The 24196-nt window shown below is 70.8% G+C and carries 27 protein-coding genes; 15 read left to right on the forward strand and 12 right to left on the reverse strand.

Annotation, left to right across the window (positions count from 1 at the left end):
* Nucleotides 1-12: 12 nt before the first annotated feature.
* The 10 genes from BLT23_RS36225 to BLT23_RS36270 all read left to right on the forward strand — a co-directional run bounded on the left by BLT23_RS36225 (nucleotide 13) and on the right by BLT23_RS36270 (nucleotide 7996).
* Entirely contained in the window at nucleotides 13-171 is a 159-nt protein-coding gene (locus BLT23_RS36225) for an Insertion element protein (protein ID WP_090059069.1), read from the forward strand.
* Nucleotides 168-863, forward strand: coding sequence for a phosphoadenylyl-sulfate reductase (locus tag BLT23_RS36230; protein WP_090059073.1), 696 nt, complete (start codon nucleotides 168-170; stop codon nucleotides 861-863). Before BLT23_RS36225 ends, BLT23_RS36230 begins: the two co-directional genes overlap by 4 nt.
* Nucleotides 860-1759, forward strand: coding sequence for a sulfate adenylyltransferase subunit CysD (gene cysD / locus BLT23_RS36235; protein WP_176947088.1), 900 nt, complete (start codon nucleotides 860-862; stop codon nucleotides 1757-1759). The genes BLT23_RS36230 and cysD overlap by 4 nt, the downstream gene beginning before the upstream one ends.
* A complete protein-coding gene (locus BLT23_RS36240; protein WP_090059081.1) occupies nucleotides 1760-3103 on the forward strand; it encodes a sulfate adenylyltransferase subunit 1 in 1344 nt (447 codons plus the stop codon).
* A gap of 14 nt (nucleotides 3104-3117) precedes the next feature.
* Nucleotides 3118-4173, forward strand: coding sequence for an ABC transporter substrate-binding protein (locus BLT23_RS36245; RefSeq protein ID WP_090059084.1), 1056 nt, complete (start codon nucleotides 3118-3120; stop codon nucleotides 4171-4173).
* A gap of 20 nt (nucleotides 4174-4193) precedes the next feature.
* Nucleotides 4194-4979: an ABC transporter ATP-binding protein gene (locus BLT23_RS36250; protein ID WP_090059087.1), complete on the forward strand. Its 786-nt coding sequence runs from the start codon at nucleotides 4194-4196 to the stop codon at nucleotides 4977-4979.
* Nucleotides 4963-5835 carry an ABC transporter permease gene (locus tag BLT23_RS36255; RefSeq protein ID WP_090059090.1) on the forward strand — a complete coding sequence of 291 codons (873 nt, stop codon included), beginning with the start codon at nucleotides 4963-4965 and terminating at the stop codon, nucleotides 5833-5835. The genes BLT23_RS36250 and BLT23_RS36255 overlap by 17 nt, the downstream gene beginning before the upstream one ends.
* Nucleotides 5832-6527: a sirohydrochlorin chelatase gene (locus BLT23_RS36260; RefSeq protein ID WP_090059093.1), complete on the forward strand. Its 696-nt coding sequence runs from the start codon at nucleotides 5832-5834 to the stop codon at nucleotides 6525-6527. Before BLT23_RS36255 ends, BLT23_RS36260 begins: the two co-directional genes overlap by 4 nt.
* 74 nt (nucleotides 6528-6601) lie before the next feature.
* Complete coding sequence (locus tag BLT23_RS36265) at nucleotides 6602-7123, forward strand: hypothetical protein (protein ID WP_090059096.1); 522 nt, start codon at nucleotides 6602-6604, stop codon at nucleotides 7121-7123.
* A gap of 258 nt (nucleotides 7124-7381) precedes the next feature.
* Entirely contained in the window at nucleotides 7382-7996 is a 615-nt protein-coding gene (locus tag BLT23_RS36270; protein ID WP_090059099.1) for a hypothetical protein, read from the forward strand.
* A gap of 68 nt (nucleotides 7997-8064) precedes the next feature.
* Here BLT23_RS36270 and BLT23_RS36275 read toward each other — a convergent pair whose 3' ends face one another.
* Nucleotides 8065-8586 (reverse strand): DJ-1/PfpI family protein, encoded by a 522-nt coding sequence (locus tag BLT23_RS36275; protein ID WP_176947089.1) that lies wholly within the window; start codon nucleotides 8584-8586, stop codon nucleotides 8065-8067.
* 40 nt (nucleotides 8587-8626) lie between these two features.
* Here BLT23_RS36275 and BLT23_RS36280 point away from each other — a divergent pair, with 40 nt between their 5' ends.
* Nucleotides 8627-9403 (forward strand): enoyl-CoA hydratase family protein, encoded by a 777-nt coding sequence (locus BLT23_RS36280; RefSeq protein ID WP_090059107.1) that lies wholly within the window; start codon nucleotides 8627-8629, stop codon nucleotides 9401-9403.
* 3 nt (nucleotides 9404-9406) lie between these two features.
* Here BLT23_RS36280 and BLT23_RS36285 read toward each other — a convergent pair whose 3' ends face one another.
* From BLT23_RS36285 to BLT23_RS36295, 3 genes are read right to left on the reverse strand one after another with little or no spacing between them, the layout of a single operon-like run.
* Nucleotides 9407-9667: a barstar family protein gene (locus tag BLT23_RS36285; RefSeq protein ID WP_090059110.1), complete on the reverse strand. Its 261-nt coding sequence runs from the start codon at nucleotides 9665-9667 to the stop codon at nucleotides 9407-9409.
* Nucleotides 9664-10125 carry a guanyl-specific ribonuclease gene (locus BLT23_RS36290; RefSeq protein ID WP_090059114.1) on the reverse strand — a complete coding sequence of 154 codons (462 nt, stop codon included), beginning with the start codon at nucleotides 10123-10125 and terminating at the stop codon, nucleotides 9664-9666. The genes BLT23_RS36285 and BLT23_RS36290 overlap by 4 nt, the downstream gene beginning before the upstream one ends.
* Nucleotides 10122-10331, reverse strand: a complete 210-nt coding sequence (locus BLT23_RS36295) for a hypothetical protein (protein ID WP_090059118.1) — start codon at nucleotides 10329-10331, stop codon at nucleotides 10122-10124. Before BLT23_RS36295 ends, BLT23_RS36290 begins: the two co-directional genes overlap by 4 nt.
* A gap of 70 nt (nucleotides 10332-10401) precedes the next feature.
* Between BLT23_RS36295 and BLT23_RS36300 the strand changes: the two genes are divergently transcribed.
* Nucleotides 10402-11370, forward strand: coding sequence for a quinone oxidoreductase family protein (locus tag BLT23_RS36300; RefSeq protein ID WP_090059123.1), 969 nt, complete (start codon nucleotides 10402-10404; stop codon nucleotides 11368-11370).
* 100 nt (nucleotides 11371-11470) lie between these two features.
* The gene (locus tag BLT23_RS36305) at nucleotides 11471-12889 is read left to right on the forward strand and encodes an amino acid permease (protein ID WP_090059128.1); all 1419 of its coding nucleotides are present in this window, start codon (nucleotides 11471-11473) and stop codon (nucleotides 12887-12889) included.
* Here BLT23_RS36305 and BLT23_RS36310 read toward each other — a convergent pair.
* From BLT23_RS36310 to BLT23_RS36325, 4 genes are all read right to left on the reverse strand, one after another.
* A complete protein-coding gene (locus tag BLT23_RS36310) occupies nucleotides 12864-14396 on the reverse strand; it encodes a DUF885 domain-containing protein (RefSeq protein ID WP_090059131.1) in 1533 nt (510 codons plus the stop codon). The genes BLT23_RS36305 and BLT23_RS36310 overlap by 26 nt on opposite strands.
* A complete protein-coding gene (locus BLT23_RS36315) occupies nucleotides 14397-15920 on the reverse strand; it encodes a DUF885 domain-containing protein (protein WP_342713728.1) in 1524 nt (507 codons plus the stop codon). It abuts the gene before it with no gap.
* A gap of 10 nt (nucleotides 15921-15930) precedes the next feature.
* A complete protein-coding gene (locus BLT23_RS36320; protein WP_090059136.1) occupies nucleotides 15931-16977 on the reverse strand; it encodes an NAD(P)H-dependent flavin oxidoreductase in 1047 nt (348 codons plus the stop codon).
* A gap of 120 nt (nucleotides 16978-17097) precedes the next feature.
* Nucleotides 17098-18552, reverse strand: coding sequence for a chitinase (locus BLT23_RS36325; RefSeq protein ID WP_090059138.1), 1455 nt, complete (start codon nucleotides 18550-18552; stop codon nucleotides 17098-17100).
* Between the two features lie 99 nt (nucleotides 18553-18651).
* Between BLT23_RS36325 and BLT23_RS36330 the strand changes: the two genes are divergently transcribed.
* Entirely contained in the window at nucleotides 18652-19083 is a 432-nt protein-coding gene (locus BLT23_RS36330; RefSeq protein ID WP_090059141.1) for an HD domain-containing protein, read from the forward strand.
* A gap of 74 nt (nucleotides 19084-19157) precedes the next feature.
* A complete protein-coding gene (locus tag BLT23_RS36335) occupies nucleotides 19158-19385 on the forward strand; it encodes a hypothetical protein (protein ID WP_090059144.1) in 228 nt (75 codons plus the stop codon).
* A gap of 60 nt (nucleotides 19386-19445) precedes the next feature.
* On the opposite strand, the gene BLT23_RS36340 is transcribed toward BLT23_RS36335, so the two are convergent.
* The 4 genes from BLT23_RS36340 to BLT23_RS36355 form a co-directional block, all read right to left on the reverse strand.
* Nucleotides 19446-20057, reverse strand: a complete 612-nt coding sequence (locus BLT23_RS36340) for a class I SAM-dependent methyltransferase (RefSeq protein ID WP_090059147.1) — start codon at nucleotides 20055-20057, stop codon at nucleotides 19446-19448.
* Nucleotides 20058-20118: 61 nt separating this feature from the next.
* The gene (locus BLT23_RS36345; RefSeq protein ID WP_090059148.1) at nucleotides 20119-22092 is read right to left on the reverse strand and encodes a S1 RNA-binding domain-containing protein; all 1974 of its coding nucleotides are present in this window, start codon (nucleotides 22090-22092) and stop codon (nucleotides 20119-20121) included.
* Nucleotides 22093-22108: 16 nt separating this feature from the next.
* Nucleotides 22109-23104: a hypothetical protein gene (locus BLT23_RS36350; RefSeq protein ID WP_090059151.1), complete on the reverse strand. Its 996-nt coding sequence runs from the start codon at nucleotides 23102-23104 to the stop codon at nucleotides 22109-22111.
* On the reverse strand, nucleotides 23101-24174 hold the full coding sequence (locus BLT23_RS36355) for an AAA family ATPase (protein WP_090059153.1): 1074 nt from the start codon (nucleotides 24172-24174) through the stop codon (nucleotides 23101-23103). Before BLT23_RS36355 ends, BLT23_RS36350 begins: the two co-directional genes overlap by 4 nt.
* Between the last annotated feature and the right edge of the window lie 22 nt (nucleotides 24175-24196).

Here is a 24196-nt window from a genome sequence, read left to right on the forward strand (position 1 = left end):
GCGGAGGCTGCGATGTCTGACCGCGCGACGCCGTTCTACTGCCCCTACTGCGGTGACGAGGACCTCCGTCCGCAGGAGGAGCCGAGCTACTCGTGGCTGTGCACCGGCTGCCGCCGCGTCTTCAAGGTCTCGTTCGTCGGGCTCAACCTTCCTCAGGGGGTGAAGAAGTGAGCGATCTCAAGCAAGACCTCAGGATCGTCGCCGAGGCCGCGGAGCAGGAGCTGAAGGACGCCACCGCGATCGAGGCGCTGGAGTGGACCGCGCGGACGTTCGGTGACAGCTACATCGTCGCTTCCAACATGCAGGACGCCGTGCTGATCGACCTCGCCGCACAGGTGAAGCCGGACTTCGACGTGTTGTTCCTGGAAACCGGGTACCACTTCCCGGAGACCATCGGAGTGCGGGACGCCGTCGGGGTCGTCTATCCCGGAGTGCGGATCGTGAACGCCGCCGCCGAGCAGTCGGTGGAGGACCAGGAACGCGAGTTCGGCCTGCTGTACCAGTCGGACCCGGCCGCGTGCTGCAACCTGCGCAAGGTCGTGCCGCTGCGCAGGGAGCTCGCGAAGTACGACGCGTGGGTCACCGGTGTGCGCCGGGTGGACGCCCCGACGCGGGCGAACACGCCGATCGTGCAGTGGGACGAGCGCAACGGCCTCGTGAAGATCAACCCGATCGCGCCGTGGACCGACGAGGAGTTCACCACCTACCTCCAGGAGAAGGGGATCTTGGAGAACTTGCTGGTGCAGGAGGGGTATCCCTCCATCGGCTGCCTGCCGTGCACGTCGAAGCCGTTGCCGGGGCAGGACGCCCGCAGCGGCCGGTGGGCCGGCCAGGCGAAGACGGAATGTGGGTTGCACGGATGACGACCGCGCTGGACACGTTGGGGCGCCTCGAGTCGGAGGCCATTCACATCTTCCGCGAGGTCGCGGGCGAGTTCGACCGGCCGGTGATCCTCTTCTCCGGCGGCAAGGACTCCACGCTGCTGCTGCACCTCGCGATCAAGGCGTTCTACCCGGCGCCGGTGCCGTTCCCGCTGCTGCACGTCGACACGGGGCACAACTTCGACGAGGTCATCGAGTTCCGCGACCGCGTCGTGGCGCAGCACGGGCTGCGCCTGGAAGTCGCGAAGGTCCAGGACTGGATCGACGACGGCCGCCTGCAGGAACGCCCGGACGGCACGCGCAACCCGCTGCAGACCGTGCCCCTGCTGGACACCATCACGCAGCACAAGTTCGACGCGGTGTTCGGCGGAGGCCGCCGCGACGAGGAACGTGCCCGCGCCAAGGAGCGGATCTTCAGCCTGCGCACGGCGTTCGGCCAGTGGGACCCGAAGCGCCAGCGCCCGGAGCTGTGGAACCTCTACAACGGCCGGCACCGCCCCGGTGAGCACGTCCGCGTGTTCCCGCTGTCGAACTGGACCGAGCTCGACGTGTGGAACTACATCGAGCGCGAGGGCGTCGAGCTGCCGGACATCTACTACGCGCACGAGCGCGAGGTGTACCTGCGCGACGGCATGTGGCTCGCCGAAGGACCGTGGGGTACCGCGCGTGACGGCGAGACGTTGGTGCGCAAGACGGTTCGTTACCGCACGGTCGGCGACGGCTCCTGCACGGGCGCCGTCGAGTCCGACGCCGCCGACATCCACGCGGTGATCGCCGAGGTCGCCGCGTCCCGGCTGACCGAGCGCGGCGCCACCCGTGCCGACGACCGGCTGTCCGAGGCCGCCATGGAAGACCGCAAGCGGGAGGGGTACTTCTAGATGAGCGACCTGTTGAGGCTGGCCACGGCGGGCAGCGTGGACGACGGCAAGTCCACGCTCGTCGGCAGGCTGCTCTACGACACCAAGTCCGTGCTCGCCGACACGCTCGACGCCGTGCACCGCGCGAGCGCCGACCGCGGGCTCTCGACGCCGGACCTGTCGCTGCTCGTCGACGGCCTGCGGTCGGAGCGGGAGCAGGGCATCACGATCGACGTGGCGTACCGGTACTTCGCGACGCCCAAGCGGTCGTTCGTGCTCGCGGACACCCCCGGACACGTGCAGTACACCCGCAACACGGTGACGGGCGCCTCCACCGCCCAGCTCGCCGTCCTGCTCGTCGACGCGCGCAAGGGCGTGATCGAGCAGACCCGCCGCCACGCGGCCGTGCTCGCGCTGCTGGGTGTGCCGCGGCTCGTGCTCGCGGTCAACAAGATCGACCTGGTCGACTACGACGAGGTGACGTTCTCCCGCATCGCCAAGGAGTTCACCGCGCACGCCACGGCACTCGGCTACACCGAGGACGCGGTCGTCCAGATCCCGGTGAGCGCGCTGGCGGGCGACAACGTCGTGGAGAAGTCGGACAGGACGCCCTGGTACTCCGGCCCGACGCTGCTGGAGCACCTGGAGACCGTGCCGGTCGAGCCCGACCCGCACGACGCGCCCTTCCGGTTCCCCGTGCAGTACGTGATCCGCCCGCGCACCGCCGAGCACCTCGACTACCGGGGCTACGCCGGTCTGGTCGCGGCGGGCACGGTCAAGCCGGGCGACGAGGTCGTGGTGCTGCCCTCCGGCCGTCGCTCGACGGTCACGAAGATCGACACGGCGGACGGCGAACTGGCGGAGGCGGCGGCCGGCCAGTCCGTGACGCTGCTGCTGGCCGACGACATCGACATCTCCCGCGGCGACCTGATCTCGGTGGCGGGCAACGAACCCGTCGTCACCGACGAGCTGGACGCCACCCTGTGCTGGCTCGCGGAGAAGCCTCTGCGACCCGGCGCCCGAGTCCTCGTCAAGCACGGCACGCGCACCGTGCAGGCGATGGTCACCGACCTGCGCGACCGCTTCGACGAGCAGCGGCTGTCCAGTGTGGACAGCCCGGCCTCGCTGGAGCTCAACGAGATCGGCCGAGTGGCTCTGCGCCTGGCAGAGCCCGTGCCGCTGGACGACTACAGCTTCAGCCGGCGCACCGGGTCCTTCCTGGTGATCGACGCGAGCGACGGTTCGACGCTCGCCGCCGGACTGGTCGGGGCTCCACTGCCGTTGCCGGACAACGGCGTGGAGAGCTGTACCGGGGGCGGAACCGCCGCCCCGGACTCGCACGCCCTCGTCTCCCCCGGTCCCTGAAAGGCCACTTCGCCGTGAACCTCAAGTCCGCCATCGCCGTCGCTTTAGTCTCCCTGACCGCGCTGTCCGCCTGCAGCCGCGCCGACAGCACCGACACCGCCTCCGCTCCTTCCGAGTCCAAGGGCGCCGCCGCCGAGGTCCGCCTCGGGTACTTCCCGAACGTCACCCACGCCGCCGCGCTGATCGGCGTCGAGAACGGCCTGTTCGCGAAGGAGCTCGGTGACACCAAGCTGACGACGCAGACGTTCAACGCGGGTCCCGACGAGGTCAACGCCCTGCTGGGCGAGTCCCTCGACATCGGCTTCATCGGGTCCGGCCCCGCCATCAACGCCTACGCCAAGTCCAAGGGCGAGGCCGTGCGGCTGGTCGCCGGCGCGACGTCCGGTGGCGCCCAGCTCGTCGTGAAGCCCGAGATCAACTCGATCGAGGACCTCAAGGGCAAGGTCGTCGCCACGCCGCAGCTCGCGAACACCCAGGACGTGTCGCTGAAGAAGTACCTGGCGGAGAAGAACCTCACCGGCCAGATCACCGTGCAGAACGTCGAGAACGCGCAGACGCTCGACCTGTTCAAGAAGGGCGACATCCAGGCCGCCTGGGTGCCGCAGCCGTGGTCGGCGCGCATCATCGAGGAAGCGGGCGCGAAGGTCCTGATCGACGAGAAGACGCTGTGGGAGGGCGGGGCGTTCCCGACCACCGTCGTCATCGTGCGGACGAAGTTCCTGCAGGAGCACCCGGAGACCGTCGAGGCGGTCCTGAAGGGGCACGTCGCCGCGACCGAGTGGGCGAAGGCCAACTCCGACGAGGCCAAGAAGACGGTCAACGCCGCGCTGGAGAAGCTCACGTCCAAGAAGCTCGGCGACAAGATCCTCGACGCCGCGTGGGACAACATCGAGCTCACCACGGACCCGCAGGCCAGGCACTTCCCGCAGCTCGCGAAGGACGCCGTGACGGCGGGCGTGGCCAAGGAGGCCGCCGAGGTCGCCGGGTACGCCGACTTCACGCTGCTGAACAAGGTCCTGCAGGCGCAGGGCAAGACGCAGGTGCAAGCAGCCGGGCTGGACAAGAAGTAACTCGCCGAGGGGACACGGACATGACCGCCACGCTCGAGACCACTGCTTTGTCCACTGTGGATACTGCCGTCGAACTGGCCGGAATCCGCAAGGTGTTCGGCCACAGCGGCTCGGCCGTGGTGGCGCTCGACGGCGTCGACCTGTTGGTCAAGCCGGGTGAGTTCGTGTGCCTGCTCGGCGCGTCGGGCTGCGGCAAGAGCACGCTGCTGAACATCGTCGCCGGCCTCGACGCCGCGACGTCGGGCGAGCTGCGGATCAACACCTCGCGCCCGGCCGTGATGTTCCAGGAGCCCGCGCTCATGCCGTGGCTCACCGCCGCCCGCAACGTCGAGCTGGCACTGCGCTTCGCCGGTGTCGGCCGGCTGGCGCGGCGGCGGCGCGCACTGGAGCTGCTGGACCTCGTGCGTCTCGGTGACGCCGCGGACAAGCGTCCGCACGAGCTGTCCGGCGGCATGCGCCAGCGCGTGGCGCTGGCCCGCGCGCTGGCGTCCACCACCGTCTCCGCGGACGGCGCTCCCGCCCTGCTGCTGATGGACGAGCCGTTCGCGGCACTCGACGCCATCACGCGTGACGTGCTGCAAAGCGAGCTGCTGCGCGTCTGGGAGACCACGAACACCGCGATCATCTTCGTGACGCACGACGTGCGCGAGGCCGTGCGCCTCGGCCAGCGCGTCGTGCTGCTGTCCTCCCGTCCCGGCCGTGTCGTGCGCGAGTGGGACGTGACGTCGCCCGAGAACGGCAACGACGAGGTCGTCGACGAGATCAACACCCATCTGCGAGAGGTCATCAGTGGCCACGCCTCCTGACACGCTCGACAAGGTCGGCGCCGGCCTCGACGCGCTGGACGCGCCCGTCGGGGCGCGGAAAGCACCGCTGTGGCAACGGTTCCTGAAGACCGGCGTGCCACCGATCATCGCCTTCGCCCTGCTGATCGGCGTGTGGCAGGCGCTGTGGGCCTCGGCGATCCTGCCGGAGTTCCAGCTGCCCGCCCCCGGCGACGTGTGGAACGAGCTGGTCCGCTCGATCTCCACCGGCGAGGCGTTCGGCATCCTGTGGACGTCGCTGCACCGCGCGGTGCTCGGCTTCGCCGCGGCCGTCGTGATCGCCACGCCCCTGGGCCTGCTGATCGCGAAGGTGCGGGTGGTCCGCGCGGCCATCGGCTCGCTGCTGACCGGCCTGCAGTCGCTGCCGTCCGTCGCCTGGGTGCCGGCCGCGATCCTGTGGTTCGGCGTGACCCCGTCGACGATCTACTTCGTCGTGCTGATGGGTTCCGTGCCGTCGATCGCCAACGGCCTGGTCGCGGGCATCGACCAGGTCCCGCCGCTGCTCCCGCGCGTCGGCAGGGCACTGGGAGCGGGACGGCTGGCCTCGGCCAGGCACATCCTGCTGCCCGCCGCCCTGCCCGGCTACCTGGCGGGCCTGAAGCAGGGCTGGGCGTTCTCGTGGCGGTCGCTGATGGCCGCGGAGATCATCGCGACGTCCCCTCAGCTCGGCACCGGCCTCGGCCAGTACCTGCACAACGGGTCGTCGCTCAACGACATCAACATGGTGATCGCGGCGATCTTCCTGATCCTCCTGGTCGGCATCGGCATCGAGCTGCTGCTGTTCCGCCCCCTGGAACGCGCGGTGCTCCGCGCCCGCGGCCTGACGGGTGCGCTGTGATCCCGCTCGTCGCCGTCGCGCACGGCAGCCGCGACCCCCGCTCAGCCGCGTCGATCCACTCGCTGCTGGCGGTGGTCCGGTCCCTGCGCCCGGAACTCGACGTGCGCGGGTGCTTCCTGGACCTGTGCGCCCCGCGCCTGACCGACGTGCTGCACGGCCCGTCCGTCGTCGTACCTCTGTTGCTGGGCAAGGCTTATCACGCACGGGTGGACGTCCCCGCCGCCGTCGCCGAGTCGCGCGTACCCGCCGTCGTCACCCCGGTCCTGGGCCCCGACCCCCGGCTGGAGTCGGCCGCACTGCGACGGCTGTCCGAGGCGGGCGTCGACTTCGACGACCGCTCGCTGGGCGTCGTCCTGGCCGGCGCCGGCTCGTCACACGCACCCGCCAACGAAGCCGTCGCCGCGGTCGCCCGGCGGTGGGCGCGGCAGTCCGCGTGGGCCGGGGTGGAGGCGGCTTTCGCTTCCATCGCCTCACCTTCCGTGCCCGAGGCCGTCGCCCGGTTGCGTGCCCGCGGGGCACGGCGGATCGCCGTGGCGTCGTGGTTCCTGGCGCCCGGGTTGTTGCCGGACAAGGTTTCGGCGGCGGCCGGGGACGCTCTGGTGGCGGCGCCGCTGGGAAACGACGTGGAGGTCGCCCAACTGGTGCTGGACCGGTACGACGAGGCGTTGGCGCGGCAGACGGTGGCGGCCTGACCGTTCGGGTGGCCGCGAGTTCGTTCGCTGTCACCTGAACGAGAAGTGTCGGCGCTGCCTGCGATCCTGTTCGGATGCACATGTTCGTCGACGAGTCGGAACGGGGCGGCTACCTCATGGCGGCCGTCCTGGTCACCCCCAGCGCGCTGCACACCACCCGCGCGCTGATGCAAAGCCTGCTGCTGCCCGGCTCCCGGCGCGTGCACTTCAAGACCGAGAAGCCCTCGCGCCGCAAGCTGGTCGCCGACAGGCTGGCGTGCGGGGACTTCGTGGCGCACATCTACCTCGGCCGCGGCAAGAGCGAGCACGTCCGGTCGAAGCTGTTGCCGCTGCTGGTCGAGGACGCCCTCGGTCTCGGTGTCACGCGGCTGGTGCTCGACTCACGTGACCCCGTCGGCAACAGCCGCGACCGGCTCCTGATCGGCACCCGGACCAAGGCCCACGACGCCGGACTGGTGTACGAGCACATCCACTCGTCGGCGGAACCCGCGCTCTGGGTGAGTGACGCGATCGCCTGGTGCCACGGCGCCGGGGGCGACTGGAAGCGGCGCGTCGCACCGGTCGTCGCCGCAGTGGCCGACCTGGGAACGGTCTAGAAAGCGCGAAGCCCAGGCAGCGACCGTCCGGACGCGCACCTGGGCTCACTTCCTCCACCTAGCGGCAGAGGCTCTGCGAACAGCCTAACACAGCCGATCCCCACCGCCGCCACTTCGCGCCACCGCCACAAGATCGAGTGAACGCCGCCGTTCGGGCGATGTGAACTGTGAACCGTTGACGTGAAACCTACTCATGAGTAGTCAGGTGACTACGCCGCGTGCTGGAAGTGTCCCTCGTCCACTCAACGGGGAGAGGCCATGAAGCTAGCCGGATTTGCGTCGTTGCTCTTGGTACCCATGCTGCTGTTCGCCTCCAACGCCTCCGCGGCCGCACCGCAGACCGTCACCTACAAGCTCCGCGCCACGGCGGTCGGGCAGACGTCGGACTTCACCCTTGACCAAGGTGTCGACGCGTCGGCGCCGGCGAGTGTCGCCGCGGGTGGTGCGCTCACGGTCACCATCGACCCCGCGCCCAACACCATCCCGTCCGAGGCCGGTGGCCGCACGGTGCGGGAGATCAAGGGGCTCGCGCTGCGGCTGCCGGTGCCCGCGAACTCGACGTTCCGGTCGGCGAGCCTGTCCGGCGGGGCCGGGCTGGGTGGCACGCCGACGATCGCGTTGTCCGGTAGCGATGTCGTGCTGAGCGTGCCCGGTCCGATCCGGGGTGGTGCGAGCTTCGAGCTGCCGACGGTCACGATCAACCTCACGGCCGGCTCCGGCGGCGAGATCGCCACGAAGCTGGGCGGCACGAGCTACGACGCGCCCGGTCTCACCTTCACCGCCGTGGTCACGGTGATCGGCATCCCGATCAACGCCGCCGCCAAGGGCTACCCGGACCCGAACCCCGTCCTCACGACCACGACCATCGGCTGACCGACGCCCACCCCTGCCGGGCATCGATCGGCACGTGCGCAGGTCCTCCGACCGGGACCTGCGCATCGTCAGTCCCGGACGCTCGCCACCAGGTTCCGGTACGCCTCGGGCTCCGCCAGCACCTCGCGGGCGAACTCCAGAGCGCTCGCGCCACCCGCTGTGATCACGCCACGGTCGCGCACCACGCGTTCGTCGCGATAGAGCGCCGCGCCGCCGTACGGGCCGAGAGTCGCGGGGAAGTTCGACGTGTGGGCGACGTCGTCGAGCAGCCCTTCGGCGGCCAGGACCCTCGTCGCTCCGCAGATCGCCGCGATCGGTTTGCCCGCCGAACGGAACTCGCGGGCGAGCGTGCCGAACACCGCGCGCGAGCTGCTCTCCCACCCGTCACCGCCCGGCAGCACGAGCATCGCGGCGTCCTCGAGCGACACTTCGGAGAGCGCCATGTCCGGCAGCATCCGCACGCCGCCGATGGTGCGGACCGGGTCGGTCGTGAGCCCTACGGTCCTCAGCTCGTAGCGGCCGGGCCGCTGCTGGAACCGCTGCAAACTCACCTGCGCGGCCAAGGCCAAGTACACCACGGAGGAACTCATCACAGCATCGTGGCGCAGAGCAGCGGTTAAGGTCAGCGACATGGCAGAAGAGCTGGTCCACTACGAGGTGCGGCGTGGCATCGCGACGATCACGCTGGACTCTCCCCGCAACCGCAACGCCCTGTCCGCGCAGCTGCGCCGGGAGCTCCGCGAGCACCTGACCGAGGCAGTGCGGGACGACCAGGTGCGCGTGGTCGTGCTGACCCACACGGGTCCCGTGTTCTGCTCCGGCATGGACCTCAAGGAGGCCACCGGGGCGAGTGCGGGAGACCAGGGCGTCAACGAGTTCCCCGCGATCCTCGAACAGCTCTGGACGAGCCCGAAGCCGGTCGTCGCCGCGCTCAAGGGCCCGGCCCGCGCGGGAGGCGTCGGCCTGGTCGCTGCCTGCGACATCGCCGTCGCCGCGAACGAGGCCACGTTCGCGTTCAGCGAGGTCAGGATCGGTGTCGTGCCCGCGATCATCTCGGTGACCGTGCTGCCCCGGCTGCTCCCCCGCCAGGCGCACGAGCTGTTCCTCACCGGCGAGTCGTTCGACGCGCAGCGCGCCGTGCGGATCGGCCTGCTCAACTCCGCGGTGCCGGTCGACGGCGTCGACGCCGAGGTGCGCCGCTACACGGACATGCTCGCGCTCGGCGGGCCGGTCGCGCTGGCCGCGACGAAGGAGATGCTGCGGCAGGAGCGGTCGGCGAACCTCGGGGAGGTCTTCGCGGACATGCTGAAGCTCTCCGCCCAGTACTTCGGCAGCGCCGAGGGCCAGGAAGGCATCACGGCGTTCGTGCAGAAGCGCAAGCCCTCGTGGGTGCCCACAGAGGACTGACGGTCACCTCTCGGTTCGCACGACCCGCACGGGTCGCTCGGATCCGGCGGTGTGCTCGGCTGCGTCCCGCAGCACGTCCAGCACCGCCGGGTCCAGGCCGATCGGCACGACCAGCACGTACTCGCCCTCCGGCAGCCACGACAGGTCGGTGAGGCTGTCGTGCAGGGCGTCGAGGTTCTGCCCGAACCAGGACGGGAAGTCGAGGGCGCGCGCGATCGCGGCTATCGCCGCCTGCTTCTCGGTGACGAGGATGCGGCGCTTCATTTCCGCACGTCCACGACCACGAACGACGAGTAGTGGTCGGCGGTGTAGAAGACTTCCTCCTCCGACCCGGTGACGAGCCTGCGCGCGCCGCGGTCGCGGCTGCCGGGCGTCGGCACCGTGTACTCCTTGTAGTACCCGGAGCTCTTGGCGGGCAGCCGCTTCTCCCGGTTCTGGAACGTCACGCCGTCGTTGCGCGGGTGCGGGAACGGCCCGTTCGACTCGATCAGCTTCCACGTCTGCGCGGCCTCGGCGGGCAGCTTCGACAGCGGCTCGACGGCCAGCCCGGACGCCTTCGCACCGGGCACGTCCGCCGCAGCGGCGGTGCCGCTGGTGACGGTGCTGCTGGTGACCGGGGGCGGGGTGCCGTCCGGCGGGGTCGTGTCCTTGACGAACCACCCGATGACGACAAGAGCGACGAGCCCGACCAGTGCGACGGTCAGGCGGCGACCAGGACTCACGCGGCGACCTTCTCCGGTTCGGGTTCGGGCTCGGAACCGACCGACGCCGGGTTCTTCGCGCCCCAGTCCGCCACGCGGTCGATCAGCCGCGCCACGCCCAGGCAGAGCGGCAGCACCACGACCATCACCACGGGGAACTGCAGGGCGACGGGCAGCTGCACGACCCACAGCTCGACGCCGTTCCACCACTGCACCAGCCAGTCCACCCGTCCCAGCCTAGTCTCGTGACGGGTGTCACGACATTTGGCCACGATCCAGGTGGGTATGTTGCCAAGCATGTTCGCCGTTTACGCAGAAGCACCCAGTCCCGAGAACCCGCTGGCCGCGCTGCGCGTCGGCGAGCGTCCCGACCCCGAGGTGCCCGCCGGGTGGGTGCGGGTGGCGGTCAAGGCCGCGAGCCTCAACATGCACGACGTGTGGACGCTGCGGGGCGTCGGCATCAAGGCCGAGCAGTTCCCGATGATCCTGGGCTGCGACGGCGCGGGCATCCTCGACGACGGCACCGAGGTGGTGCTGCACTCGGTCATCGGCGACCCCGGCTGGTCCGGTGACGAGACGCTCGACCCGAAGCGGACGCTGCTTACCGAGAAGCACCAGGGCACCTTCGCCGACCACGTCGTGGTGCCCGCCCGCAACGCGCTGCCCAAGCCCGCGGAGCTGTCGTTCGCCGAGGCGGCGTGCATGGGCACGGCGTGGCTGACGGCGTACCGGATGCTGTTCGTGAAGTCCGGTCTGCGTCCCGGCCAGACGATGCTCGTGCAGGGCGCGTCGGGCGGTGTGTCGACGGCGCTGATCCAGCTCGGCCGTGCCGCCGGTTTCCGGGTCTGGGTGACGGGCCGCACGGAGGACAAGCGCGCGCTGGCGTCGAGCCTGGGCGCCCACCAGGTGTTCGAGTCCGGTGCCCGGCTGCCCGAACGGGTCGACGCGGTGTTCGAGACCGTCGGCAAGGCCACCTGGTCGCACTCGATGAAGGCGCTGAAGCCCGGCGGCGTCGTGGTGATCTCCGGCGCGACGTCCGGCGACGCGACGGCGGCCGAGTTGCAGCGGCTGTTCTTCCTGCAGCTGCGCGTGGTCGGCTCGACGATGGGCACCCGCGAGGAGCTGGGCGACCTGCTGAGGTTCTGCGCGCTCAACGACCTGAAGCCGCAGATCGGCGCGGAGCTGAAGTTCGAGGACGCCGAGCAGGGCATCAGGTCGATGATCGACGGCGAGACCGCGGGCAAGATCGTGTTCAGCAGGCCCTGAACGGCACGAAAGTGCCGAAAACGGCTTCCTGATCGGTGGGTCCGGCCGAACCGCGTGACAGTGGTCATGAGTGTTCGCCCGGACCCAAAGGGAGCTAGGCATGACCACGCAGGGCGTCTTCCGGCGCAAGCCCATCGACCAGATCGCCGACGACTCCGGCGACGGGCTCACCAGAACGCTGGGCCTGTGGCAGCTCACCGCGATCGGCGTCGGCGGCATCATCGGCGCGGGCATCTTCTCGCTCGCGGGCGCCGTCGCGAACAAGACGGCCGGTCCCGCCGTGCTGATCTCGTTCCTCGTCGCCGGCGTCGCGAGCGCGGCGGCGGCGTTCTCGTACGCGGAGTTCGCCGGTCTGATCCCGAGGGCGGGCAGCGCCTACACCTACGGCTACGCGGTGCTCGGCGAGATCGTCGGCTGGTTCATCGGCTGGGACCTGCTGCTCGAGTACACGGCGATCGTGGCAGTGGTCGCCATCGGCATCTCCGGCTACTTCACCGAACTGCTGTCGTTGCTGGACATCCACCTGCCGCAGTGGATGCTCGGCGCGCCGGGGACGGAGACCGGTGACGTCGCCGCGGGCACGTACAAGGTCAACCTGTTCGCGGTGCTGCTGTGCCTGCTGATCGCGTACGTGCTGAACCTGGGCATGAAGAACGCGGCGCGGTTCGAGACGACGCTGGTGTACCTGAAGGTCGGCGTCGTGCTGCTGGTCATCGTCGTCGGCGCGTTCCACATCGACACCGCCAACTACAACCCGTTCTTCCCGTTCGGCCTCTCGGGTGCGCTCACGGGCGCGGCCACGGTGTTCTTCGCGGTGTTCGGCTACGACGCCATGTCGACGGCGGCCGAGGAGTCGAAGGACTCCCAGAAGCACATGCCCAGGGCCATCATCTACTCGCTGGCGATCTCGATGGTCCTGTACGTGCTGGCCTGCCTGGTGCTGACCGGCATGGTGAACTACGCCGACGTCGACGCCGAGTCCGCCTTCGCCACGGCGTTCGCCGACGTCGGCCTGCCCGCGCTCGGCATCGTCATCAGCGTCGGCGCGATCCTCGGCATCACGACGGTGCTCTTCACGTTCCTGCTGGGCGCGGCCCGCGTCGGCTACTCGATGAGCCGCGACGGGCTGCTGCCTCCGTGGTTCGCGAAGACGCACCCGGTGAAGCACGTGCCGTCGCGCATCACCTGGGTGCTCGGAGCCGCCTCCGCCGGCATCGCCGGGTTCCTGCCGATCGCCGAGGCCGCCGAGCTCACCAACATCGGGATCCTGCTGGCGTTCGTCGTGGTGTGCGTGGCGGTGATCGTGTTGCGGTACAAGCAACCCGAACTGCCGCGCACGTTCCGGACCCCGGGCATGCCCGTCGTCCCGGCCGTCGGCGTCGTGTTCTCGCTCTGGCTGATCACGTTCCTGAACCCGGAGACCTGGCTGCGGTTCGGGGTGTGGTTCGTGATCGGCCTGGTCGTCTACTTCACCTACTCGAAGCGGCACTCCGTCATGGAGCGTCGGCCCACCTCGTGACGATCTGGTCGAGGGTGGAGAGCGGCACCGGTCCGCTCCCCACCACCAGGTCGTGGAAGGCGCGGACGTCGAACCGGTCGCCCATCTTCGTCTCGGCCTCGGCGCGGATGCGCTGGATCTCCAGGCGTCCCACCATGTACGACAGCGCCTGGCCGGGCGACTCGATGTACCTGTCGATCTCCGACTGGATCTCGGGCTCGGTCATGACGGTGTTCTCGCGCAGGTAGTCGACGGCCTGCTGCCGCGACCAGCCGAGCGCGTGCAGACCCGTGTCGACCACCAGCCGCCCGGCGCGCATGGCGTCCGTGCCCAGCATCCCGAGCCGCTGCTCGTCCGAGGAGTACAGGCCCATCTCGTCGGCCAGGCGCTCGGTGTAGAGGCCCCAGCCCTCCAGATACGCCCCGATGAACGCGAACTTGCGCATGTCGGGGAGGTCCAGCTCGCCGGAGATGGAGAACTGGTAGTGGTGGCCGGGCACGGCCTCGTGGAACGCCGTCGCCTCGGACAGGGTGCGGCTGCGTTCGGTGGCGCCCAACGGGTTCAGCCAGTACGTGCCGGGACGGCTGCGGTCGGCGGGCGCGGGCTGGTAGAACGCGATGGCCGACGTCCGCTGCTCCTCCTCGGGCACGGCGAGGACCTGGCAGCCGATGCTCGGCATGCGGCCGAACCACTTCGGCGCCTCCGCCTCGGCGCGCGCGATGGCCGCGACGGCGCTCTCGATCATCTGCTCCTGGCTGTCCCACAGCAGTTCCGTGCGCAGCCGGTGGAAGATCTCCGCGACGTCCTTCGTGCCCCACAGCCGGGAGCCGATCTCCGCGTACTCCTCGCGCAGCCCGGCGATCAGGTCGAGCCCCAGCCGGTGCAGCTCCTCCGGTGTGCGCGAGGTCGTCGTGTAGTCGGCGACGAGCTTGGCGTAGTTCTCCTGGCCGTCCGGCAGCCAGCACAGGCCGGCCTTGTCGTCGTCCCTGCCGTCCTCGATCGACGCCAGCACGTCGCGGTAGCGGCCGAGGGCGGCGCGGATCTCGGCGGAGTGCCCGCCCTCCCATTCCTGCGCGGGTGCGGCCAGCACGCCGTCCACCCGCTTCACGCCGAGCCTCAGGTGACGGCGCAGCGGCCTGCGGTCGGAGTCGCGGACGCGGGCGGCGGCCTGGTCGATGTAGCGCGGGAACTGGTCGAGGCGCTGCGACACGTCGAGCCGCGGCGCGAGGAGCAGCAGCCCGTTGACCGCGGCACCGAGACCGGGCCCGACGGTGTGCTCGACGAGCCGCGAGTCGATGCGGTTGACGGCGGCCGTGCCCTGCTGCCGGATGACCGCGAGCGTGACCGGGTCCTCCTCGGTGTCGGTCTCGGCCTTGCGCAGCAGGGCGGTGATCCGGTCACGGACCTTCTGCTCGCTCTCGACGTCCAGGTCGTCGAGCCGGTCGTCGAAGCCCGGCACGCCGAGCATCGTGGCTTGCAGCGGCGCGTGCTCCATCAGCGCCAGGAACATCTCATCCGCGAGCGACATTCAGACCCTTCCAGACCATGCGGTGACGAGTTTTCCGAGTGTGGACAACGGTACGGCTCCGTTCTCCAGCACGAGGTCGTGGAACGCCCTGATGTCGAACCGGTCGCCCAGCGCGGCCTTCGCCTCGGCGCGCAGCCGCAGGATCTCCAGGCGCCCCACCATGTACGCGAGCGCCTGTCCCGGCATCTCGACGTACCTGTCGATCTCCGACTGGATCTCCGCGTCCGGCATGACGGTGTTCTCGCGCAGGTAGTCGACGGCCTGCTGCCGCGACCAGCCGAGCGCGTGCAGGCCGGTGTCGACCACGAGCCGCCCCGCGCGCATCGCGTCGAGGCCGAGCATGCCGAGCCGTGCCTCGTCCGACGAGTACAGCCCCATCTCGTCGGCCAGCCGCTCGGTGTAGAGGCCCCAGCCCTCCAGGTAGGCGTCGATGAACGCGAACTTCCGCAGGTTCGGCAGCTCGGTCTCGGCGGCGACCGACAGCTGCAGGTGGTGGCCCGGCACCGTCTCGTGGAACGCCACCACCTCGGACAGCGTGCGGCTGCGTTCGGTGGCGCCCAACGGGTTGACCCAGTAGACGCCCGGCCGTGACCCGTCCGGGGCGGCGTCCACGTAGTACGCCAACGGTGCGGTCTCGCGGTCGATCTCCGGCACCAGCCGCACCTCGCAGCGCGCCCGCGGCAGCCGTCCGAACCACCTCGGCGCCTCGGCCTCGGCCCGCTCCATCGCCGCGACGGCGCTGGTGCGCATGTCGTCCTCGTTGGCCCACAACAGGTCCGTGCGCAGCCGCTGGAAGATCTCGGCGACGTCGGTGGTGCCCCAGACCCGCGAGCCGATCTCCGCGTACTCCTCGCGCAGCGACGCGACCAGGTCGAGTCCCAGCCGGTGCAGCTCGGCCGGGGTGTAGGAGGCGGTCGTGTAGTCGCGGACCAGCTTCGCGTAGTTCTCCTCGCCCTCGGGCAGCCAGCACAGGCCCGCCTGCTCGTCCTCACGGCCGTCGAGGGACAGCAGCGTCTCGCGGAACCGGGCGAGCTCGGTGCGCACGTCCACGTCGCCCTCCCACTCCTGCTTCGGGGAGTCGAGGAACCGGGCGATGTGCGCCGCGCCGTTCACGGCGTGCCTGCGCAACGGCCGGCGGTCCGTCTCGCGCAACCGCCGGCCCGCCTGCCGGACGAACTCCGGCACGAGGTGCCGCCGCCGCGAGAAGTCGACCTGCGAGGACAGCGTCAGCAGGTTCGCCACGGGTGCGGTCAACGCCGCCGCGACCGTGTGCTCGACCAGCCGGGCGTCGATCTGCGTGATGATGAACCGCGCCTGGTGGCGGATCACGTCCCGCGTCACCTCGTCCTCGCCGCAGTCGTCGACGCGGTCGAGGACGTCCACGAGTCTGGCGCGCATGGCCTGGTGGGCGTCGGTGCCGAGGTCGTCGAGGCGGTCGTCCCATCCCGGCACACCCACGAGCGTGGCGAACACGGGGTTCCAGTCCATCAACGCCTGGAACATCTCATCAGAGAGCGAGGTCACGCTCTCCTTCTTAGCCTCGGCCGAAGCGCTCTGCCAGCGACCTGACGACCTCGTCCAGCTCCGCGCCGATCCGCCGCACGACCTCACCCGCGGGCTCCGCGGGTGCGAGCGCGTACGTCGTGCCCGCCCACAGCGACATGACCTCGGGCTCCCCGCTCGCGCGCACCGGCCTGGTGAGGTGGTGCACGTTCGGGTAGGCGGCGGGCGCGTGCGGGCCGTTCTCGACCAGGAACCGGTTCACCAGGCCCCTGGCGGGACGGCCGCTGAACGCCCGCGTGAGCGCCGTGCGCCTGCCACCGGCGGCGAGCACCTCCCGTTGCGCCACAGCGGTTCCCGCCTCCGGGCTGCCGAGGAACGCGGTGCCGAGCTGCGCCGCGACCGCACCGGCCGCCAGCACCGCGGCGACGTCGGCGCCGGTGACGAGGCCGCCGGCCGCGATCACCGGCAGGTCGGTCGCGCTCTTCACGAGCCGGATCGCCGCGAGGGTGCCGTACAGCTCACCGCCGCCGGGTGAGACGCCGTCGTCGGTGAACGTGCCGCGGTGGCCGCCCGCGTCCGCGCCCTGCACGCACAGCACGTCCGCGCCGATCTGCTGGGCCTGCCTCGCCTCGGCGGGGGTGGTGACCGTGACGACGATCGTGGCCCCGGCCGCGTGCAGCCGCCGCACGTCGTCGGCGTCGGGGAGCCCGAAGGTGAACGACACCACCGGGACCCGCAGCGCCAGCACCAGCTCGAGCTTCGCCGAGTAGCTGTCGTCGTCCCAGCGGGGCTCTCCCGGCACCGCCCCGACCTGGTTCGCGTACTCCGTCACCCGCCGCACGTAGGACGAGATGTCGGCCGAGGACCGCGTTCCGGGGACGAAGAGGTTGACCCCGAACGGTTTGCCCGTCAGCTCCGAGGTGCGGGTGATCCTCTCCGCGAGCTGCTCGACCGTGACGTAGCCGGCCGCGAGGAACCCGAACCCGCCCGCCTCGCTCACGGCGGCCACCAGCTCGGGGGTGGAGGGGCCACCCGCCATCGGCGCTGCGATCACGGGCACGGCCAGCGTGGAGAACATGAGCACAACCTAGTTGGACGGGAAGGCGGATGCCCGGCGAAGCCGCTGTGTCTTTCATGACGAAAGAACGCCGCCGGTGCCACGTCCACTGTGGACGTGGCACCGGCGTGTCCCCGTCATCTAGGGCAGGGAGTCCAGATGAGGGGCGACGGTGTTCGCGAACTGCCAGTTGTTCGAGGCGTCCCAGTTGATCGACCACGTCATGGCGCCGCGGATGGACGGCCACGTCGTGCTCGGCTTGAACGTGCCGCAGTTCGTCCCGCGGGCGAGGCAGCTGAGCGCGTTGTTGACGTTCGCGGGCGACTGGTAGCCGCCACCGGCACCGGACGGCGACGCGGGCAGGCCGAGCCCCACCTGGTCGGCGCGCAGGCCGCTCTGCAGCTGGATGCACGCGAGCGCGGTCAGGAAGTTGACCGTGCCCTGGCCGTAGACCTGCTGGTCGCAGCCGAGCATCGAGCCGGAGTTGTAGTACTGCATGTTGACGATCGTCAGGATGTCCTTCACCGACAGCGCGAGCTTGAAGTACTCGGCGTTGACGTTCTGCATGTCGATCGTCTGCGGCGCCATCGTGATGACGGTGCCGCCACCGGCGTGGATGCTGCGCAGCGCCTGCGCCATGTAGGTGGCGTTGACGCCGTTCTCCAGGTCGATGTCGACGCCGTCGAAGCCGTAGGTGGAGATCAGGCTCTTGACGCTGTTGGCGAAGTTCGTCGCGGCCGTGGAGTTGCCGACGCTGATCGTGCCCTTCTCCCCGCCGACGGAGATGATCACCTTCTGGCCGCGGCTCTGCAGGGTCCTGACGTCTGCCCGGAACTGCGCGTCGGTGTAGCCGCCGAGCTGGCTGCTCAGGCCGGGGTCGAGGTTGAACGCGACCTGCCCCTGCACGTTCGTCGCGTCGGCGAACGAGACGGCGACGATGTCGTACGTCGTGGGGACGTCCGAGAGCCGCAGTGCACGCGCACCGTTGTAGAAGTTCTGCCAGTAGCCCGTCAGGACGTGCTTGGGCAGACCGGTGTTCGGCGGCGGAGTCGTCGTGGTGGTGGTTGTGGTCGTAGTGGTGGTGGTCGTCGTCGTGCTCGTGGGCGGCGTGCCGGGGCCGTCGAGGTTGACGTCGTCCGCGTAGTAGGCGGGCTGGCCATACCAGCCGTGCAGGTAGATCGTGACGCTGGACGCGCCGCCGGTGGTGAAGTCGAGCGTGAGCTGGCTGAAGCCGCTCGTGCCCGGCGTCCAGGTGCTCTTCTCCACGCCGCCGGTGACACCGAGGTAGACGTAGCTGCCCTGGACCCACGCGCTCAACCGGTAGGCCGTGTTCGGCTGCACCGCCACGGTCTGCTGGCACCGCGCGTTGCTCTGCCCGACCGGCGCGCCCTGCAGCGCGTACGACCCGCTGCGCTTGGTGGCACCGCTGACGCTCGTGCCCTCGGTGCAGGTCCAGCCGCTGAGGTTGCCGGCCTCGAACCCGCTGTTGGCCGCGAGGTTCGCGGCGGCCGCGCTGCCGTTGACCGCCAGCACCAGACCGGCGCAGGCGACGAACGCGGACAACAGCGCGAGGGCCGCTCTCCTGAACCCGGACATGGTCCACCTCCACACACTGAGGCGGCGACCACGTTGTGACTGGGACTAAAAATGGACTAGACCACTGCTCCGGGTCAAGCCCTGGTTTACCTTGAGGCCGTGTTCACCCTCGAAGACGCGGTCGCGATCGCCACAGCCGCCCACGACGGCCAGACCGACCTGTCCGGCCACCCGTACATCGGCCACCCGCTGCGGGTCATGGCCTCCGTGACGACCGAGCACGAGAAGATGGCCGCCGTGCTGCACGACGTCGTCGAGGACACCCCGGTGACCGCCGGGGACCTGCTCGCCCGCGGCTGCCCGCCCGCCGTCGTCGACGCGGTCGTCGCCCTGTCGCACCTGCCGGACGAGCCGCAGGAGGACTACCTGCGCCGCGTGGCCGCGAACCCGCTGGCGCTCACCGTGAAGCACGCGGACATCTCCGACAACCTCTCGCCCGCCCGCGTCGCCCGTCTCGACCCGGCGACGCGAGACCGCCTGCGGGCCAAGTACGCGCGGGCGCTGAGGTTGCTCGACGAGTACGTGAGCTAACTCGCCTTCTTCATCGGTACAGACCTCGTGAGCAGGGTGTATTATCGAATCGTAACCATGAATGGAAGGAAACGATGACCCTCCACGACCTGTCCGTGAAGTCCCTGCGCTCGAGCCTGGCTTCCCGCCGCACGGCTCGCGTCCGGCGCCAGAGCCTCGAACGGCAGCTCGCCAGCTACACCTCCGAGAGCGACCGCCTCGAACTGGACGCCATCCTCTCCCGCCACACGGCCGAGGAGACCGGCGAGATCCGTTCGATCATCAACCGCCAGGCGATGGACCGCCTCCTGCGCTCCGCCTGACGAGTCACCTCCAGGCCACCCCGGCAACGCCGCCGAGGGTGGCCTTCGCGTTTCCGGGACTCAGAACAACCGCTTCAGCGTCAGCAGGTTGTCCTGACGCGTCTCCTCCTGCCCCTCGGGCCCGACGATCGGCCGCGTCACCACGTCGTCGGTGATGACGCTCCAGTTGTCCATCAGCCGCAGGTGGTCGAGCACTTCCTTGTTCGTGGGGAAGTGCATGTCGTGGTGCGGCGACCACGACGGCGCGTTGCCGTGCCCGCCGATGACCAGGTAGCCGCCCGGCGCCACCGCCTCCGACGCGCGCTTGAGGATGCGGTTCCGCTCCCCCTCCAGCTCGACGGGCGAGTGCAGGAACTGGGCGCTGACCAGGTGGTACAACCCCTCCGGGAACGTGGCCGCGAGGTCGTGCTGTTCCACCGAGATCTCCACGCCGGCGTCGGAGGCGTGCTTGAGCGCCCGGTCGAGCGCCACCTGCGACACGTCCACGCCCAGCACCCGCCACCCCCGCGCGGCGAGCCAGACCGCGTCGCCGCCCTCCGCGCAGCCGATGTCGAGGGCGCTGCCCGGCGTGAGCCGCTCGGCCTCGCGCACCAGCAGCGGGTTCGGCCTGCCGGACCAGACCTGGTCCCGCTCCGAGTAGAAGGTCTCCCAGAACTCCTGCGCTGTCGTCATGACCCCACGATGCGCGCCTTCGTGCCGTAACGGCAAACTCCGTTGCCGATACGGCAACAGCTCACGTCGGTGGCAGCAGCACCTCGTTCCCGGAGATGACGACCTGGGGAACCAGGCGCCGCAGCATGACGGTGAAGCTCGTCTCGCCGAGCCACCTCCCCCGGTGGTCGTAGACGCTGGTCCCGAACCGTTCGAGGACCAGGCTCGCGAGCCGGGAGGTCTGGAGCTGGCCCTGGCCCAGCCGAGCCCGCAGGAACTCGGCGACCTCCAGGGGATCGGCCCGTCCCCGGTCGGAGAAGAGCGGCGCGGCGTTCCTGCCCTTGGGCTGGGGAGGCGGCATGGTCTCGATGGCCGGCTCGCCCGGACGCAGCCGCGGCTCGGTGGCGAGGCTGATGCGCCGGAGCGCCTCGTTGACGGACAGGATCCGCACCCGCATCTCGAGCCCCAGTTCGAGGTGGGTGCCCGCGGGGATCTCGCTGCGGTGCAGCAACGCCTCGACACCGGAGGGCAGCCGGATCATGACGCCGAACGGCACGATCCTCACGACGGGACCGGAGACGACCTCGCCCACCGGGTGGGCGAGCAGCGGGTCCGGCCTGTCGTCCAGGGCGGTCAGCGCGATGCGCCTCCGCTCGACGTCGATGCTCAGGACCCTGACCCGCACCGGGTCGCCGCGGTGCAGCGTCAGCCGCGAGTACCGCCAGGACGGCGGGAACTCGCTGACGTGCACCAGCCCGGACGCCACCGGGCCGCCCCAGCCCTGCGGCGACGTGGGCAGCGACACGAAGATGCCGTAGGTCGTGCTCGACTGGTACCGGCCCTCGACCTCGGCGCCGACCTCCAGGTCACCGCTCGACCACGGCCCCGGGCTCGCCGGACGGCAGACGACCCGTTGCCGGGGGCGGTCGAAGTTGCTGATCCGCACGTCCAGCGAGACCCCCGCGGCGATGGCCGCGACCCGGCCTTCGCGTTCGTCGGCAGGCTCGACCCGCAGCAGCACCCCGAGACCGTCCGCGCCCTCCAGCGACACGATGGCGGCCCGCGCGGAGATCGTCCTGGTCACCCAGGCCCGCATCGTCCGCGACTCCCGCCAGGCGTCCTCGATGACGTCGAGCTTGGCGTCGAGCTCCGCGATCTCGGGCGCCGGTCCGTCCTGCGGGTGCGGCTCGAACGTGAACACCTGGCCCGCGACGGTCCGCACCCGCACCTCGCCCGCGCCGACCGGCACCCGCTCCACGCCCTGACCGCCCACGTCGACGGTGGTCTGCCGGGGTCCGTCCGGCCCGGTCCACGACACCGTCACGGGCCGGTGCGCGATGGCGGGCACCGGGATCGCGATCCGCCGGTTGCGCGCGATCGGCCCGAACGAGATGGTCTCGCCGTCCCGCGCCAACCCGACCAGCGCCGTCGGCAGCAGCCGGGCGACCTCACCGAGCAGGTCGCCGTCGATCTGGTCGAGGTCCGGTGCGCGCAACCGGGTCGCCGGGCGCCGCGTCGCCACGCACAGCTCGCTCAGCAGCCACGCGGCGGGCGTCCGCAGGAGCGGTTCGGGGAGCCTCGCGAGGGCGCCGGCGGCCCAGTCCAGGATGCGGCGCCTGCGCTCCCGCACGACGCTGAGCAGGCAGTCCGTCAGCATCCGGTCCGCGGTGGGGCCGGGGTTCTCCTCGCTGACGTAGGCCCAGACCAGGTTCTCCTCCAGCTCCAGCAACGGGCTCAGGCCCATCGCGTCGACCCTGGTCGTGCGCCGCAGCTCGTCCGCGTCGAGAACGCCCTCCAGCACCTTGCCGCGCAGGACCTGCCGGGCCTTCGTGCGGAAACCGTGGTGCAGCTCGATCCCGTCGGCGGCGACCGCCACGACCATCGGCGACTCGCACAGCTCCGCCTCCAGGTGCAGGGTGCCGCGGCCGAGCCCGGCCCGCCGCACCTGGCGCACCAGCGGGAACGGGGCGAGCGGCGGCAGGCTCACCATGGCCGCGAGCCACCCGAGCCGCCGGTCGGCGAGCCCGCCCAGGGAGGCCGCCCAGTCCGTCTCCACGTCCGCCCTCCTCCCGTCAGTCGTCCACCAGCAGCTGGGGATAACGCCGGAACCGCGGCACCCGCGGGCCGGGACCGAGCAGCACCGCGCACACCGCGGCGCCGTGGTCGGCGAGCGCCGAGGCGAACTCGTGGATCGCCGCGGGGTCGGACCGGCGGTCGGCGACCCCCTGCGCGACGAGGACGGTGGCCTCGGCGGGTCCCGGCATCTCGTAGCGCTGCCACGTCCACACCGGACCGCTGCCGCAGCCGTGCGCCGGGGACAGCTCGAACCAGCGCAGGTCGACCCGTTCGGCGCCGCACAGCCTGCGCAGCACGCGGATCAGCAGCTCGGTGTCCTCGGCGTAGGGGCCGATCGTCAGGGCGAGGTCGCACAGGACCCGCACCCTGGCCGGCTGCCCGAGCCGCGGCCGCATGGGGACGTCGGCCAGCGGCTCGGCCAGCGCGAGCCGTTGCACCACGGCGGGGATGTCGGGCTCGTGGCCCCGCAGCGGCACGCGGATCATGCTCTGCAGGGTGAGCGCCAGCGTGCGCGTCCGGAACCCGCTCAGGTCCCGGTCCACCTGCCACGACCGGTGCTTGGGCAGCGGAACCGACGTGTACGCGCGGGGTGCGCGACCACCGGAGTCCAAGTCGTCCGGCTCGCCGACGAGCACCTGGGCGATCACCCCCAGACCCGCGGGTTTGGCCGCGGGTGCCTTGCGCCTCCCGCCCTGCCCCTTCCCGCCACCGGAGCCGCCGCCGTCACTCTGCTCCTGCTCCGGGTCCGTCCGGCCCTCACCGGCGTCGGTGGCCTCCAGCTCGGCGTCGCCCCAGCCGTCGTTGCCCGTCACCGGCCAGTCGTCCTCGTCGATCCGGTCGTCGGTCCCGGCGGGCTCGACGACCGTCAGCGGCACGAGCGGCACGTCCGCTCCTGGCTCCTCGAGCACCGCGCCGACCAGCGCCAGCGCGGCGTCGAGGTCCTCGAACAGCTCCCGGTGCGCGAGGATCAGCGCCGCGTCGCGGAAGCTCACCGCAGCCAGGACCGCTCGTCCGCGCTGTACAGGGCGTGCTTGTCCAGCGTGATCCGCTTGAGCATCTCCAGCATCCCTCCGTCGAGGTCCCCGGTCTGGCCGAGGTGCCGCAGCACCTTCACCAGGTCCAGGAACTCGGCTGTGCTGACCGGCCGTCCGCTCTGCGGCTGGGTCACCTCTTCCGCGAGGTCCCGCACGAGCTGCTCGATCGGTTCCGATGACCGGCCGAAGTGCTCGTGGACGATCTCCACCAGCCGGTCGGCGTCCGGTGCCGGCAGGCGCAGCACCAGGCACCGCCGCAGGAACGCCTCCGGCAGGTCGCGCTCGTTGTTGGTGGTGATGATGGTCAGCGGGCTCCACGCGGGAGCGCCGGTCGGCACCCGCACGGTGAAGTCGAGCGGCCCGACGAACGCCTGACGGCTGCCCAGCGGCACCAGCAGGCCGTTGCAGAAGGCCGCGTCCGCCTTGTCGATCTCGTCGATCAGCAGCACGGCGCCGTCACGGGCGGGCTCGTGGCCGGGCAGCAGGTCGGGCGGCGCGGCGTGGTCGCTCTCCGCCAGCCCGGGGAAGCCGCGCTTCCTCGCCGACTCGGGGTCGAGCGCCCACCACAGCGGCCCCGGTTCGACGTAGGGGGCCGTCGACTCGCGGCTGGTGCGGCCGGTCAGCGTCGTGGCGTTCGCGTCACCGAGCCTGCGCACGGCGTCGAGCCGCCAGATGAGGTCGGACGGCCGGGAGTCCTCCGTGGCCACGAACTCGTGGTAGCCGACCCCGAGCTTGCGGGCGAGGAAGCTCGCCAGGCTGGACTTGCCGCAGCCGGGAGGACCGCCGAGCAGCAACGGCCGCCCGGTCAGCACGGCGACCTTGACGGCGGTCTCGATCTCGGGCGTCAGGATGTAGACGTCGCCCGCCCTGGAGTCGCCGTGCCTGGTGGCACCGCGGTCGCCCACGGGCATCTCCAGCAGCGGTTCGAGGTGCCGCAGCAACCGGACGTCCGCCGGCTCGGCCGGTGGTCCGGGGTCCGTGTCGTCGACGCCGTCTGCCACCGGATCCAGGTCGGTCACGTCGGTCATGCCCTCGGTCGTCTCGTGAGTG

This window comes from Lentzea fradiae, assembly GCF_900100955.1.
GTDB classification, from domain to species: Bacteria; Actinomycetota; Actinomycetes; order Mycobacteriales; family Pseudonocardiaceae; genus Lentzea; species Lentzea fradiae.